At 60.9% G+C, this 14,141-nt stretch carries 12 protein-coding genes and 1 pseudogene; 6 read left to right on the plus strand and 7 right to left on the minus strand.

All coding sequences use genetic code 11. The annotated features are described in order from the left end of the window. Positions 1 to 1,431 (minus strand): tetratricopeptide repeat protein (locus WB528_RS01165; RefSeq protein WP_423886601.1); only part of this gene is annotated, 1,431 nt, incomplete at its 3' end. A gap of 483 nt (positions 1,432 to 1,914) precedes the next feature. Here WB528_RS01165 and rocF point away from each other — a divergent pair. Both rocF and WB528_RS01175 read left to right on the plus strand, forming a co-directional pair. After that, positions 1,915 to 2,871, plus strand: coding sequence for an arginase (rocF, locus tag WB528_RS01170; protein ID WP_423886602.1), 957 nt, complete (start codon positions 1,915 to 1,917; stop codon positions 2,869 to 2,871). A gap of 386 nt (positions 2,872 to 3,257) precedes the next feature. After that, the gene (locus WB528_RS01175) at positions 3,258 to 3,530 is read left to right on the plus strand and encodes a hypothetical protein (RefSeq protein WP_423886603.1); all 273 of its coding nucleotides are present in this window, start codon (positions 3,258 to 3,260) and stop codon (positions 3,528 to 3,530) included. A 20-nt stretch (positions 3,531 to 3,550) separates the two neighbouring features. Here the strand turns inward: WB528_RS01175 and WB528_RS01180 are convergent, their stop codons facing one another. From WB528_RS01180 to WB528_RS01190, 3 genes are all read right to left on the minus strand, one after another. After that, positions 3,551 to 3,736 (minus strand): hypothetical protein, encoded by a 186-nt coding sequence (locus tag WB528_RS01180; protein WP_423886604.1) that lies wholly within the window; start codon positions 3,734 to 3,736, stop codon positions 3,551 to 3,553. Positions 3,737 to 3,980: 244 nt separating this feature from the next. Further along, positions 3,981 to 4,523 carry a maleate cis-trans isomerase family protein gene (locus tag WB528_RS01185; protein WP_423886605.1) on the minus strand — a complete coding sequence of 181 codons (543 nt, stop codon included), beginning with the start codon at positions 4,521 to 4,523 and terminating at the stop codon, positions 3,981 to 3,983. A gap of 273 nt (positions 4,524 to 4,796) precedes the next feature. Continuing rightward, positions 4,797 to 5,606: a Crp/Fnr family transcriptional regulator gene (locus WB528_RS01190; protein WP_423886606.1), complete on the minus strand. Its 810-nt coding sequence runs from the start codon at positions 5,604 to 5,606 to the stop codon at positions 4,797 to 4,799. Positions 5,607 to 6,333: 727 nt separating this feature from the next. Here WB528_RS01190 and WB528_RS01195 point away from each other — a divergent pair. From WB528_RS01195 to WB528_RS01210, 4 genes are all read left to right on the plus strand, one after another. Continuing rightward, positions 6,334 to 8,277, plus strand: coding sequence for a PrkA family serine protein kinase (locus tag WB528_RS01195; protein WP_423886607.1), 1,944 nt, complete (start codon positions 6,334 to 6,336; stop codon positions 8,275 to 8,277). A 201-nt stretch (positions 8,278 to 8,478) separates the two neighbouring features. Continuing rightward, positions 8,479 to 9,753, plus strand: coding sequence for a YeaH/YhbH family protein (locus WB528_RS01200; protein ID WP_423886612.1), 1,275 nt, complete (start codon positions 8,479 to 8,481; stop codon positions 9,751 to 9,753). Continuing rightward, positions 9,750 to 11,294 (plus strand): SpoVR family protein, encoded by a 1,545-nt coding sequence (locus tag WB528_RS01205; RefSeq protein ID WP_423886608.1) that lies wholly within the window; start codon positions 9,750 to 9,752, stop codon positions 11,292 to 11,294. The genes WB528_RS01200 and WB528_RS01205 overlap by 4 nt, the downstream gene beginning before the upstream one ends. A 118-nt stretch (positions 11,295 to 11,412) precedes the next feature. Beyond that, positions 11,413 to 11,598: a hypothetical protein gene (locus WB528_RS01210; protein WP_423886609.1), complete on the plus strand. Its 186-nt coding sequence runs from the start codon at positions 11,413 to 11,415 to the stop codon at positions 11,596 to 11,598. Positions 11,599 to 11,606: 8 nt separating this feature from the next. Here the strand turns inward: WB528_RS01210 and WB528_RS01215 are convergent. From WB528_RS01215 to WB528_RS01225, 3 genes and pseudogenes are all read right to left on the minus strand, one after another. Further along, positions 11,607 to 11,943, minus strand: a pseudogene (locus tag WB528_RS01215) (amidohydrolase family protein); the annotation flags it as partial. A gap of 91 nt (positions 11,944 to 12,034) precedes the next feature. Further along, the gene (locus tag WB528_RS01220; protein WP_423886610.1) at positions 12,035 to 12,985 is read right to left on the minus strand and encodes a DUF1932 domain-containing protein; all 951 of its coding nucleotides are present in this window, start codon (positions 12,983 to 12,985) and stop codon (positions 12,035 to 12,037) included. A gap of 46 nt (positions 12,986 to 13,031) precedes the next feature. Continuing rightward, positions 13,032 to 14,027, minus strand: a complete 996-nt coding sequence (locus WB528_RS01225; RefSeq protein ID WP_423886611.1) for a Bug family tripartite tricarboxylate transporter substrate binding protein — start codon at positions 14,025 to 14,027, stop codon at positions 13,032 to 13,034. Between the last annotated feature and the right edge of the window lie 114 nt (positions 14,028 to 14,141).

Raw genomic sequence — 14,141 nt, forward strand, 5'->3', positions numbered from 1 at the left:
CCCCCCGCGCCGATAGGCCCAGCGCGGGTCGTTATCCGGCGAGGCGATCACCATGGTGGCGTTGGCCTCGAACAGCAGAAGATCGCCTTGCGCATTCACCCCGAAATCGATGCCGGCATAGTCGAGGGCGAGCCGCCCGCAGACCGCATGCAGAGCGGCGATGGCCTTGTCGCCGAGAACCGCGCGCATGTCGGCAAGGAACGCCATCTCCTCCTTGCGGTGATCCGGCTTGTCGGCCATGTCGGAACTGAAATAATGCACCTTCCAGTTTCGCGAAATCGCCAGATGCAGCGGAAAGATTTTTCCGCCGATCATCATCACACGGTATTTGCGCGCGTTGCCGTCCTGGCCTCGCGCGTCGAGATATTCGATTACGAGCAGTTCCTCGCCCGGCAGCTCGGCAATGGCAGCGGCGAGATCGGCGGCCTTCTCCACAAGTGCGAAATTGCGGCCGGTGTGATAGCCCGGCGAGCGCAACAGCAGCGGGAAGGTGAATCCTTCGCCGGCGAGCCGGGCGGCGGCAGCGAGGCCGGTGAGGTGCGCGCGCGGCAGCAGCACGACTTTTGGCGTCACCACGCCCGGCAGGGCCGCGAGATCCGTGGCGTTATCGAGACGTCCGGTCTTCATCACCGCACGCGGATCGTTGATCACAGGAGCCTTCGAACGTGCGGTGAGGCGGATTGCGGCTTCAAGCGCCGGCTGGCACAGATCGGCATCGCCAATCGCGTTGAAGATCAGTCCGTGCGGCGGCAGCGGCGTCGTCGGATCGAGATGATCCACCACGATCACCGTGGTCAGAAACACGCAGTCGTCGAGAAACGGCGCGGTCGGAATGTTGCCGCCGCCGGAGGATACCAGTTGCAAGAGCGGAATCGGCGCACCCGCGCCGCGATAGGGCAGCGTCGAGACGGCGTGGCCGCGAAATCCCTTGGCGAAATGCTCGCGTGCGCCGTCGCGGTCGCCTTCGTCCGACAGCACCGCGCCCATGCCCTGATGGGCAGCGGCATGATCCGGATCGGCTTTCAAGGCGGCCTCGTAATGCGTCCGCGCCTCGGCATGACGGTTGGCGCGAAGCAGGAGATTGCCGAGGTTCACATGCGCCATCGGATTATCGGGATGATGCAGGATCGCCTCGGCATAGACGCGGCAGGCGGCATCGATCGCGCCTTGCGCCGCGAGCAGCGTGCCAAATTCGTTGAGCGCGCTGAAATGGGTCGGGTGCCGGCGCAAAATATCGATGAACGCCGCCTGCGCGTCTTGGCGGCGATCGAGCGCGCCGAGCAGCGCCGCGCGCTCGATTTCGACCGATATGTCCGGCTCGACATTGGACTCGCGAACGAACAGGCGATCGAGCTCGCGCAGCCGCGCTTCCTGCGCGAGGCGGGGAGCCCACTGGGGCGCGGCAGCTGGTTTGGCTTGCGATTGGGTCACGGCCTAAAGGGGGCAAAGGCTTTCGGGATCGACGAATTTGCCTGCGTACTATCGGCTGATTCGCGACTTTCGCTCAGCCGCCTTTTTCCTTTTCGAAGATAACGCCGATGCGCTTTTCCTTGCGCCAGATGACGCGGCAGAGGCGGTGATCGCCGTCTGTCTCGAGCGTGAACTCGGTCGGGATTCGCGATGCCTGGCCGCAATACGGTGTTCTTCGTCCATCGCCTCATCCCGGAAACCGGCCTCGCCGTCGAAACTCCGAATGGTCGGTAATTTCCGCCCGCTTTGCAAAATGATCAAGCTGGACGGGCCGCTTCCAAGTCGTTTTCGCCGGGAATAATCGCGGGCCGCCGAAGGTCAATCTGATTCGGCCCCCGCATCAAACCGGAATATCAGAATCGAAAACTTGCGGCTAAACTCGGCCCGGTCGCCAACATTCGCAATCCTGCACGATTCTGTGACACCGCTTGAGGGATTTCGGCCGTGAATGTTTCAGGACAGCAAAGAAAGATCGCCGTGCTCGGCGCGCCGATCGAAATCGGGGCGTCACAACGCGGAACCCTGATGGGGCCGGATGCGCTCAGAACCGCCGGCCTTCTGAGCTTGCTCGAAGGGCTCGATTTTGTGGTCGAAGACCACGGCAACATGACGGTTGACGGTGTTGCCGCGCTCCACGACACCCCGCCTGGCAACGCCAAGCACTACCGGGAAATTCAACGCTGGATCCGGACGATCAGCGCGCGGGCTTACGATCTGGCGCGTTCCGGCGCCATTCCGATCTTTGTCGGCGGCGATCATTCGCTCTCCATGGGTTCGATCAATGGTGTCGCGCGTCATTGCCGCGAACAGGGCAAGGAGCTCTTCGTCATGTGGCTGGACGCGCACGCCGACTACAACACCCCGGCCACGACCATCACCGGCAACCTGCACGGCATGTCGGCGGCGTTCTTGTGTGGCGAAGAAGGGCTCGATGGGTTGTTGGGTCACGAGCCGCGCGCGTCGATCGATTCGAGCCGGCTGGAGCTGTTCGGCACCCGCTCGATCGACAAGCTCGAAAAGGACCTGGTGAAACTTCGCCGCATCAGCGTCGCCGATATGCGCAAGATCGACGAATTCGGCGTCAGCGTCCTGATCCGGCGCGTCATCGACAAGGTCAGAGCGGTCGACGGCGTGCTGCATCTGAGTTTCGATGTCGATTTTCTCGACCCGGAGGTCGCGCCGGGCGTCGGCACCATGGTGCCGGGCGGGGCGACCTATCGCGAGGCCCACCTGATCATGGAGCTGTTGAACGATTCCGGCATCGTGCATTCGCTCGACATCGTGGAGCTCAATCCGTTCCTCGACGAGCGCGGTCGCACCGCGCGCAGCGTCGTGGAGTTGATCGGCAGCCTGTTCGGTCAGCAGATCGCCGACCGCCCGACGCCGACCAACGCGATGTAGGCAACCTGCTCGCAAACCCGCCAGCGCTGACACGGCGCTGTCGACTTTGCTCTCTGAAAGCAGCTGGTGCGCCTTGACTCCAAGGATATCACGACGAGCTTCCCTCGACATGGATAGGCACATTCGCCGTGGCAAACCGGAACACGGAACCGGGCGGAAGGCGGAACCTTCGCTGCCGCCCGCCATTGACGTTAGTGGAGTGGATTTGACATCTGCCACCCGTCTGGCCGCGGATTCGTAAAGCGAATGTCAAATCCGAAACTCCACCAGAAACTTATATTTGCTAGTGGTCCTTAGATTCTAACATTCGCAAAAGTGCCCGCTGAGAAGGGATGCGAATGTTAGAGTCGGACCACGAGGGAAGCGCGTCAGGCGAGGGTGTTCGAATGGTCTCTGATCACGCGAGGCATATAGGTGTGTGGCCGGTTTTGGTTGCGCTCGCGATTGCGATTTTCGGGATCGTGGCGATGTTGGTCATCGACCATGGCCCATGGAGCCGTGCGCAGGCGCGGACGGCCTCGCTCTCCGATCACCAAATGGCGACGACCCAGGCCGCCCACGACGCCGGCGCCTCGGTGGCGCCAACCGCGCCGCAACCCGCGGTCGAGCCCGAACCGCCCGGGCCAACGCAGGCAGAGCCACCTAATCCCAAACCTTGACAAGTCCGGCCGGCAATCGTTCAGCGAATGCTGACGAACGTGCCCCAGAGAGCGGCGAGCACGGCGCCCACGAAGACATAAGATGGGTGGTCGCAGAACGTGCCGCCGTAACTGCAAATGGTCGGCCCATACTCGCCGATGTCGTTATTTCCGGCGGCGTAAAGGATGCCGGACAAGACGACAAGCGCTCCAGCTACAAAATGCATGGTACCCTCCGTAAAGGGATCTCTTCCGGTTGCATCGAGGACGAACGGCCGCGCCGACTCACCGTTCGCGCTCAACCTGTATTCTGGCGCGAGGCTGTTTCGAAGTCGGCAATCAATTAGTTAAAATTCTTTATATCTCGTTAGCTGGGGCGTTTGCGGAAGACTTATACCGGGTTTCCTTCAAGCAACCGGCCGTAGCCCTTGATGGCGCAGCGGACGCCCGCGGTTCGCAATGCATGCCACATCATGGCCGAAGCCGCTGAGCGATGGCATAGGCTCTTTCGCTGCTTTCCTCGTAAATGTTGCGGACGCCGGTCAGCTGTCCCGAGCTGACGACGTGCAGGCCGCATTTTTCGAGGTGCTGCTTGCCGAGCGAGGTCATCTCGGCGGAATAGGGCGTAGCATAAGCGATCCGGCGAGCGCCGAGGTGCGAAAAGGCCTCCAGCACGCTTCCGAACGCGGTGATGAAGCGGGCCCCGCTCAAAGCTTCCATCTGCGCGACAAGTTCGGCTTCCCGCTGTTGTCCGAGCGTATAGCTCGTCGCCGTATGCGCCAGCGCGATGACGCGGGGCGACACCATGGAAAGCAACTTGACGCAAGCAGGCACGCTCGCAACCTGGCTCAGATTGCGTTCTTCCTGGCCGACATGCGTCCCGGCCGGGCCGTCCGCACTCATCCGGGTGAAATGAAGCGATACGCCTGACGGCGCGAGCTCCATCATTTCCGGTTCGACCGTCGGATTTCCGGGAGGTACCAGAAATCCGATGCGCGCTCGCCATCCCTTCATGCCGTCTGCTTTCCGAATTTCGCCATGCGCCGTCCTCGCGCGGTCATCGACCGATTTTGGACGATCAGCGGAAGGAGGTCTATGGGGCCGCAGCGCTAGCGCGTGCTTTCCGCGGCCTGCTTTAAGTTGCAACGCTATCGTCATTGGAGTTGCGGATAGCCTCATCAACCTCGCACGCGAGGCTATAGCCGCATCAGCCGGCCGCTTCGGCGTGACCGTAAATATACCGGGTCCGCATGAACGCGGACGCTGCCTGTTTATCGGCAGAGCCAATCAGTGCGATTGGTGCGCCGCCGGCTGCGTGATCTTGTTCTGGGCGATGATGCCTTCGAGGCGCGCGATATTTTCCAGCAGGCGCTGGCTGGTGAGCACCAGGAAGTAATAGCCGAATTGCGGATTCTGGAAGTAGATCTCGAGCAGCTTCTCGTAAGTGATGGTCAGCACGTGGCCGCCCTCGAGGCAGGTCACGGTCGCGGTGCGCTTGTTGTCGGGCGACAGAAAGCCGAGTTCGCCCATCAGCCGCCCCGGCGGCAGTTCGACATTGATCTCGTTGACCAGGAATCTTCCGGTCACCGTCAGGAACATCTCGTCGGCGTCATCGTCGCGTTTGAACAGCACGTCGCCCTTTTTGTATTTGCGCTCGGTCATGAACGGCTTCAGCCATTCCATCGAGGTGTCGCCCTGCGTCGCGCCGCGCGCCATCTTCACGAGCTGAAGCATCTGCCGCAGCCGCCAGGCGTTGATCGGCACCATGAGGAGGTAGAGCAGGAATGTCGTGATGGCTCCGGTGAGCGCGCCGAATGCGGCAAAGAACGCGCAGCCGATCATGTTGGCAACGCGCAAGGGGACCATGGTCTGCGTCAGAAGCGTCGCGACAAAGAAGATCGAGCCGATCAGCGCGAGCAGGTTGGCAAGCGTAATGTTATGCAGGAAGATTTCGAGCAGGCGATTGAAGATCGCGTCGTAGGTCACATTGTTGGGATCGAGGCCGAGCTGGACCAGGATCTTGGCGATCCGCAAGTTGTCCGCGGCCGTGTCGAGAATGCGGTTCAGAATCGTCGACATGTCGGCACTGGGGATCATGACCATTCCTTGCACAAAATTGCCGGATACCGCCTGCTTTTCGGGCCGTCCCGCCCAAAAATCCCGCCGGCAGGCCTTGGGGCCATTGGCGGGTCGATTCCAATGCTCAAACTATACCCCGAAAAATCCCGGTGGCAGGCGCTTTGACAGGCTGAATCCGGCGGTTTGGGCGGCGATTTTCGGGTTTTAGGCTGGCGGGAGCATTCGCCCCGGCCGGTCTTCGCCCTTCGTCGAATGCGCCGCCCATCGCGCGGCCAGCCGGGCGCAACCGGCGACGCGGATCGCATGACGTGAATGACGTTCATGAAAGCCCATCGAACGGATGAAGGACAGGCGCCTGGTTCCATCGCCGCGTCACTCCGTCGCGCCGGTGAACAATAGTGCCGTGCTTGTGAAGGCTGATGCCGCGTTCTCGCCGGCTGCGCCGCGCAAAATGATTGTTGGGCGGCGGACAGATTATCGTTAATAAAGCGTTAATCCCAGTCATGACAGCATGTCGGTAGTGACCCGGAATGTTGCGTGACGGTTACACGGCGTAGGATTTGTATGATTTTTTATCCACGACGGATCGCCTTGCACAACTATTGCATTGCCCCATGGAGTCCGTCGCGTGTCCAATGCAGGACAGTGCGGAAACTGATTCGAGGGGCCGGTACAGGCAGCGTTTGACGGCGAGATTATGACGCGCGTTCCAGCGTTGCAGAAAACCAGATGAGGAGCGGGATCAATGTATAACGACTCTCTGTTCAACGCTTTCGCCCGATCGTTTGAGGCGCGAAGCGAAACCGATATGTCGATGGCGGAATATCTAGAATCGTGTCGAGGGGATCCGATGCGATATGCGAATGCACCCGAACGACTACTAGCAGCGATCGGTGAACCACAGATGATAGACACGGCCAGGGACCCACGCCTTGGCCGTATTTTTTTGAACAGGACGATGCGCGTCTATCCGGCCTTCGCCGGCTTCCACGGTATGGAAGAAACGATCGAACGCATCGTTGGTTTCTTCCGGCATGCAGCCCAGGGCCTCGAAGAGCGCAAGCAGATCCTCTATCTGCTCGGGCCGGTCGGCGGCGGCAAGTCCTCGCTCGCAGAGCGGTTGAAGTCGCTGATGGAAGTGCACCCGATCTACGTGCTCAAGGCCGGCGATGAACTTTCGCCCGTGTTCGAGAGCCCGCTCAGTCTGTTCGATCCCGAGCAGCTCGGGCCGATGATAGAGGAGAAGTACGGCATTCCGCGCCGGCGCCTCTCGGGGCTGATGAGTCCGTGGTGCCTGAAACGGCTCGAAGCCTTTGGCGGCGATATCTCCCGCTTCCGCGTCGCCAAGATCCAGCCCTCGCGGCTGCGCCAGATCGCGATCGCGAAAACCGAGCCGGGCGACGAGAACAACCAGGACATCTCCTCGCTGGTCGGCAAGGTCGATATCCGCAAGCTCGAGACCTATGCGCAGAACGATCCGGACGCCTACAGCTATTCCGGCGGACTCAACCGCTCCAATCAAGGCATCCTCGAATTCGTCGAGATGTTCAAGGCGCCGATCAAGATGCTGCATCCGCTGCTCACCGCCACGCAGGAAGGCAACTATATCGGCAGCGAGAATATCGGTGCGATCCCGTTCACCGGCATCATACTCGCGCACTCGAACGAAGCCGAATGGCAGAGCTTCAAGGCCAACAAGAACAACGAAGCCTTCATCGACCGCATCTGCGTCATCAAGGTGCCGTATTGCCTGCGCGTCACCGAAGAGCAGAAGATCTACGAGAAACTGATCTCCGGCTCCGAACTCGCCGCCGCACCTTGTGCGCCGTCCACACTCGAGACGCTGGCCCGCTTCTCGGTGATGTCGCGGCTTCGCAAGCACGAGAACTCGACGACCTTTGCCAAGATGCGCGTCTATGACGGCGAAAGCCTGAAGGAGAGCGATCCCAAGGCACGCAGCGTGCAGGAATACAAGGACGCGGCCGGCGTCGACGAAGGCATGGACGGTGTCTCCACCCGTTTCGCCTTCAAGGTGTTGGCGTCGACCTTCAACCACGACACCAGCGAACTGGGCGCCGATCCGGTGCATCTGATGTATGTGCTGGAGCAGGCGATCCGGCGCGAGCAGCATTCGGAGGAAATCGAGAAGCGCTATCTCGAATTCATCAAGGCCGAACTCGTTCCGCGCTACGCTGAATTCATCGGCAACGAAATCCAGAAGGCCTATCTGGAGTCCTACTCGGACTACGGCCAGAACCTGTTCGACCGCTACGTCGATTACGCCGATGCCTGGATCGAGGATCAGGACTTCAAGGATCCCGACACCGGGCAGATGCTCAATCGCGAGTTGCTCAATCAGGAACTGACCAAGATCGAGAAGCCCGCAGGCATCGCCAACCCGAAGGACTTCCGAAACGAGGTGGTCAAGTTCTCGCTGCGCTCGCGCGCCCAGAACGGCGGCAAGAATCCGGCCTGGACGAGTTACGAAAAGATCCGCGAAGTCATCGAAAAGCGTATATTCTCGCAAGTCGAGGATCTGCTTCCGGTGATCTCGTTCGGGTCGAAGAAGGACGGCGACACCGAAAAGAAGCACGGCGATTTTGTCGCGCGGATGGTGGAGCGCGGTTATACCGAGCGCCAGGTCCGCAGGCTCGTCGAATGGTACATGCGGGTGAAACAAGCCGGCTGAGGCAGTAGCGGCGAGGCGATGGCAACAGTGCCGCCTATTTGACCGTTCCTGCACCACAAGCGGCGAACTCGAGCCAGGACCGTCAAATAGGGAAGCGGTACTGGAAATCATAAGTTTTCTGGTGCCCACGACTTTCCGAAGTTCGTGAAAGGTGGGTGCTGGAGGTGCAACACGAACTTCGGAAAGTGGGCACTAGTGGCGATGTTCATTGTCGATCGGCGACTGAATCCAGGTTCCAAGAGCCTGGAAAACCGCCAGAGGTTCCTTCGCCGCGCCAAGGCGCTGGTGCAGGGCGCGGTCAAGAAAACCTCGGAAAGCCGGGACATCAAGGATGTCCTGGAAGGCGGTGAGGTCTCGATCCCGCTCGACGGGATGCATGAACCTCGTTTCCGCACCGAGGGCGGCACGCGCGACCGCGTGCTTCCCGGCAACAAGAAGTTCGTCGAAGGCGATATCCTTCCGCGTCCGAACGGCGGCGGCGGCCGCGGCTCGCAGGCCGGCGAGGGCGACAGCGAGGACGATTTCCGCTTCGTGCTGTCCCGCAACGAATTCGTCGATCTGTTTCTTGACGATCTGGAATTGCCCGATCTCGCCAAGCGCAAGCTTGCGGAAGTGGAGAGCCAGGGTCTTCAACGCGCCGGCTATTCCACGTCCGGCTCGCCCGCGAATATCTCGGTGAGCCGCACCGTGCAACTTGCGCTCGCGCGCCGCGTCGCCTTGCGGCGGCCGAAGCCGGAGACGATTGCCGAGCTTGAGGCTGAGATGGAGGCCGCGACCTCCGAGGCGCGTCGCGCCGAGTTGTTGAGCCAGATCGAAACGCTCAAGGCCAAGGCCAAGCGCATTCCTTTCATCGATCCGATCGACATCCGCTACCGGCGCTTTGAGGCCGTGCCGAAGCCGGTCGCGCAAGCTGTGATGTTCTGCCTGATGGATGTGTCGGGCTCGATGACCGAGCATATGAAGGATCTCGCCAAGCGTTTCTACATGCTGCTCTACGTGTTTCTCACCCGCCGCTACCGGCACGTCGAGATCGTCTTCATCCGTCATACCGATCGCGCCGAGGAGGTCGACGAAGACACGTTCTTCCACGGGCCGGCATCGGGCGGCACCATGGTATCCAGCGCCTTGCAGGCCATGAGCGACATCGTCCGCTCGCGCTTCCGCCCCGCCGACTGGAACATCTATGCGGCGCAGGCCTCCGACGGCGATAATTCGATTGCCGACAGCGCGCTTACCGGACGCCTGTTGACCGAAGACATTCTCCCGGTCAGCCAGTTCTTCGCCTATCTCGAAGTCGGCGAGGCCAACGGCTCCTCCTTCGAGATGCCGGATTCCTCGCTGTGGACGCTCTATCACCGCCTGCGTGCTGAGGGCGCACCGTTGTCGATGCGCAAGGTGGCGAGCCGCAGCGAAATCTTTCCGGTGTTTCACGACCTGTTTCAGCGTCGCCAGGGCCAGGAGAAGGCCGCGCCATGACAAACACGAGCGAACGCCTGTTCGAGGGCGCCGATTGGGATTTCTCGCAGCTCCAGCGCATTCACGATGCCTGCGAGGAGATTGCGCACGGCGAACTCGGCCTCGATACCTATCCGAACCAGATCGAGATCATTACCGCCGAGCAGATGCTGGATGCCTATTCCTCGTCCGGCATGCCGCTGTTCTACAAGCACTGGTCGTTCGGCAAGCGTTTCGCCCACCACGAAACCTTCTATCGCAAGGGGCTGATGGGTCTCGCCTATGAGATCGTGATCAACTCCTCGCCCTGCATTTCCTACCTGATGGAAGAAAACACCGCGACCATGCAGACGCTGGTGATCGCGCACGCTGCTTTCGGCCACAACCACTTCTTCAAGAACAACTACCTGTTCCGGCAATGGACCGACGCCGACGGCATCCTCGACTATCTCGATTTCGCCAAGGGCTATGTCGCCCAATGCGAGGAGCGCTATGGCAGGCTCGCGGTCGAAATGACGCTCGATGCCGCGCATGCCCTGATGTCGCATGGCATCGACCGTTACCCGGGCAAGAAGAACCTCGATCTGCGTACCGAAGAGAAGCGCGCCAAGGAACGCCGCGAGCACGAGCAGAGCGTGTTCAACGATCTGTGGCGCACCGTGCCGACGGGGCCCGCGAAGAGCACCGAGATCCTCAACACCGAGCGGCGGCGCAAGCTGCTCGGGTTGCCGCAGGAGAACATTCTCTATTTCCTGGAAAAGACCGCGCCGCGGCTTCAACCCTGGCAGCGCGAATTGCTGCGGATCGTGCGCCACATCGCGCAATACTTCTATCCGCAGAGCCAGACCAAGGTCATGAACGAGGGCACCGCGACTTATGTGCACTATCGCATCATGAATCGCCTGCATCAGCAGGGCCGGCTCTCCGACGGCAATTTTCTCGAATTCCTGCAGTCGCACACCAACGTGGTGTTCCAGCCTGAATTCGACGATCAGCGTTTCTCGGACTTCAATCCATACGCGCTCGGCTTTGCGATGATGCAGGACATCGAGCGCATCGTCACCGAACCCGACGACGAGGACCGCGAGTGGTTTCCGGATATCGCGGGCTCAGGCGACGTCATGGGCGTGCTGCGTCAGGTCTGGGCCAATTATCGCGACGAAAGCTTCATCAGCCAATTCCTGTCTCCAAGGCTGATGCGAAGCTGGCGGCTGTTTCATCTGCACGACGATCCCGAATTCAGCGAAGGCATCCAGGTCGATGCGATCCACGATGCGCGCGGTTATCGCCGCATCCGCCGCGAACTCGCCAGGCAATATGACGTTGGCTATATCGACCCGAACATAGAGGTGATGGATGTCGATCTCGCCGGCGATCGCCGGCTGATGCTTCGCCATGTGGTAGTGAAAGGCGCCCAGCTCAACGAAACCGACGCTAGGCGCGTGTTGCAACATCTCGCTGATCTCTGGACATATGACGTATCCCTGGTTGAGGTCGACGCCAAGGACAACGTCCTGAAGGAATATGTGGTCAGTCCGCGCTCCCTTGCGGTCGCCGCGTAGGTATTCCTAATCGGCGGGGGAAAACCCTGTTGCGCCATTAAATGATCGCTTCCGACGCCGAATTTTGCCCCAATCCGCCCCGGATATGGGCATACGGGTGTTCAGTAGGGGATTACCAATGGCGTACAAGCGGACTGAAGTTGCTATCGAAAAGATCATTGCCTCATGCGATGGCAACATGCGGGGAGCGCTTGAAGCGCTGATGCTCGTCAACGAGCACCTCGAGGAAGAATTGCAGCGGCTGTATAGCATCATGTCGCTGGGAGACGAGGGAGAGGAATACCGTTTCGAGACGGTGCACTAAATTCTGCGTTATCGGGCCTCTTCCGGCCAACAAAGCCGCATCGGGTTATCCACGAGCAGCTTTTGTTGCAGCTCGGGCGTGGCGGCGATGCGTGGAATGAAGTCAAGCAGAAGTCCGTCGTCCGGCATGTGGCCCTTCAAATTGGAATGCGGCCGATCCGTGCCCCAGAGCACGCGCTCAGGAAAAGTCTCGATCAGGGCCTTCGCGAAGAGAATAACGTCGCGGTAGGGGTGTGTTTCGCCACCCCGCACCAGCGGAAACCGACAACCGCTCCGGGCAACTGACCTTCGACCACACGTTGGTGTGGCGCTGCATGAAATTCACGAACAGGTTAGATCCCGGCCCGCGATGTACGATCTCGTAGTCCCCGCCTTGCGCGCAATTGGGCACTGGCGCGGGGACCCATACTGCGGAATCACGGGTCGCAGGGACGACCTTACGACTCGCCTTTCTTGATCGCCGCGAGAATCCTGTCCGCCTCAGTTCGCCAATCCGCGCTGCGCGCAAATTCTTTTGCGCCGCGTTCGCCGAACAGGCCCTGATCGGCCAAATCGGCGATCCAGGCCTGGCGCTCGGCGGTGCCCTGCGACGACCACGGTTCAAGCCCGACCTCGCGCACGGTCTCGGCGACTTCGCGAACTTCCTCGCTGCGACGTCGGCCATGCTCGATCACGCGCTGGAAGAAATAGGCGCCCTGCTTTTCCCAGTCGATGCCGGGAAATGTTTCCTTCAGCGAAGCCAGCACCGCATCTTCCACGCCATAGGCACGCGCGGTGGTGAAGCTTTCGATCACCATGGCCTCCAGCCCCTTGATCATGACGCTGCGGCACATCTTTACCGCGGACGCCACGCCAAGCTTGTCGCTCGCGACTTTCGCCACGAAGCCGAGCTCGACAAGCTTTGGCGCAAGCGCTGCCGCGTCGGCGCCGCCGAGCAACAGCGGCACCTTGATGCGATAGGGCGGCACCGACGTCATCACCGCGCCCTCGACATAGCGCCCGCCGGCCGCATCGATCATGCCGGCCGCGCGCCGCTTGGCGCCGGGCGAAGCCGAATTGAAATCGAGAAACCAGGCGCCTCGTTTGACGGCGGCCGCGCAGGCCTTCGCCACGGGCACCGCCTGGCTGGCGGTCACCGCCGAGACGATGAAGTCCGATTGCGCGGCGAGGTCGGCGTGCGAAGCCGTCAGCGCGACGCCGTGCTGCCTGGCGTGGTCGCGCAATGCGCCGCCGGCCTGATCGCTGCGAAGCTTGATGTCATAGGCGGCGACGCGCACGTCCTGTTTGCGCAGGTCCTCGGCGAGGATGCGTCCAACCTCGCCATAGCCGATGAGGCCAATATTCCATTGCTTGGGATCGGTCTCGATATCGATCTTGGGGGCGGTCATGACAGGCGTCTTTCTTTATAAGGAAGGCTTTTCAAACACGCGCGGTTCATTGTTTCGGAATTTTCGCCTTCTCGGTCACGGCCCGCCACTTGACGATATCGGATTTGAGCCGGTCTTCGATCGCTTCCGGCGTACCGGCCCTCGCTTCGATGCCGAGCGTGAGAAATTTCTTTTTGGTCTCGGCATCGCCAAGAATGTCCTGCAAGGCGGCATTCAGCGTCTTGATGATTTCAGGCGGCGTGCCTGATCGCGCGAACAGCGCGTTCCAGGACACGACATCGTAGCCGCTGACGCCGCTTTCCTGCACGGTAGGGAGCTCGGGGGTCGATTCGGATCGCACCGAGCCGGAGGAAGCCAGCGCACGTAGTTTGCCGTCGTCGATGTTGCCCTGGAGTATCGAATAGCTGTCGATCACGAGTGAGAGACTGCCCTGTAACAGCGCGACCTCGGCCTCGTGGTTGCCGCGAAACGGCACGAGCGTGAAGTCGATATTGGCTGATGTCTTGAACAGTTCGGCGGACAAGTTCTGCGTCGATCCGACATTGATGGTGCCGACATTGAGCGCGCCCGGTTTTTGTTTCGCCGCCGCGATGAATTCGGCGAGCGTCTTGAAGCCGGAGGAGGCGCTGGTGACGAACGCGAAGTCGAAGAATCCAAGACTGGAGACCGGCGTGAAATCCTTCACCGGGTCGAACGGCAGTTTTTCGAACAAGGACACGCTGACCGCGGTGCCGTTGGTCAGCATGATCAGCGTATAGCCGTCGGCCGCCGCGCCCAGCGCCGTGCGCGCCGCGGTGATGCCGCCGGCGCCGGGCTGGTTTTCGACATAAAAGCGTTGGCCGAGCTTTTCGGCGAGTTTGTCCGCGACGATGCGCGCGGTCGTGTCCGCGACGCCGCCGGCCGCAAAGGGCACGACGACACGGACGGGCCGGGTGGGGTAGTTTGGCTGCGCCAGGGTTTGACGGGGCAGCACCGCGCAAATGGCCAAAATGGCAAGGGCTGCCGGCAAAAGGCGCCGATGGATACGATCAAATGACTTCATCACGCGCGCACGATAGTTTGGCAGCGCGGATCATTCAATCCATTCCAGCCGCATGAAGGTCTGCGTGATGGCATTCGCTATTCACGAATCCGCGGTTACCGGATAGCGAATGTC

It is taken from the genome of Bradyrhizobium sp. (genome assembly GCF_049586575.1).
Taxonomy (GTDB): Bacteria; Pseudomonadota; Alphaproteobacteria; order Rhizobiales; family Xanthobacteraceae; genus Bradyrhizobium.

Excerpts from the sequence above, each read along its gene's own strand:
- WB528_RS01175 (WP_423886603.1), top strand. The coding sequence starts at position 3,258 with ATGGTCTCTGATCACGCGAGGCATATAGGTGTGTGGCCGGTTTTGGTT.
- WB528_RS01180 (WP_423886604.1), bottom strand. The coding sequence starts at position 3,736 with ATGCATTTTGTAGCTGGAGCGCTTGTCGTCTTGTCCGGCATCCTTTAC.
- WB528_RS01185 (WP_423886605.1), bottom strand. The coding sequence starts at position 4,523 with ATGAAGGGATGGCGAGCGCGCATCGGATTTCTGGTACCTCCCGGAAAT.
- WB528_RS01190 (WP_423886606.1), bottom strand. The coding sequence starts at position 5,606 with ATGATCCCCAGTGCCGACATGTCGACGATTCTGAACCGCATTCTCGAC.
- WB528_RS01195 (WP_423886607.1), top strand. The coding sequence starts at position 6,334 with ATGTATAACGACTCTCTGTTCAACGCTTTCGCCCGATCGTTTGAGGCG.
- WB528_RS01200 (WP_423886612.1), top strand. The coding sequence starts at position 8,479 with ATGTTCATTGTCGATCGGCGACTGAATCCAGGTTCCAAGAGCCTGGAA.
- WB528_RS01205 (WP_423886608.1), top strand. The coding sequence starts at position 9,750 with ATGACAAACACGAGCGAACGCCTGTTCGAGGGCGCCGATTGGGATTTC.
- WB528_RS01210 (WP_423886609.1), top strand. The coding sequence starts at position 11,413 with ATGGCGTACAAGCGGACTGAAGTTGCTATCGAAAAGATCATTGCCTCA.
- WB528_RS01220 (WP_423886610.1), bottom strand. The coding sequence starts at position 12,985 with ATGACCGCCCCCAAGATCGATATCGAGACCGATCCCAAGCAATGGAAT.
- WB528_RS01225 (WP_423886611.1), bottom strand. The coding sequence starts at position 14,027 with ATGAAGTCATTTGATCGTATCCATCGGCGCCTTTTGCCGGCAGCCCTT.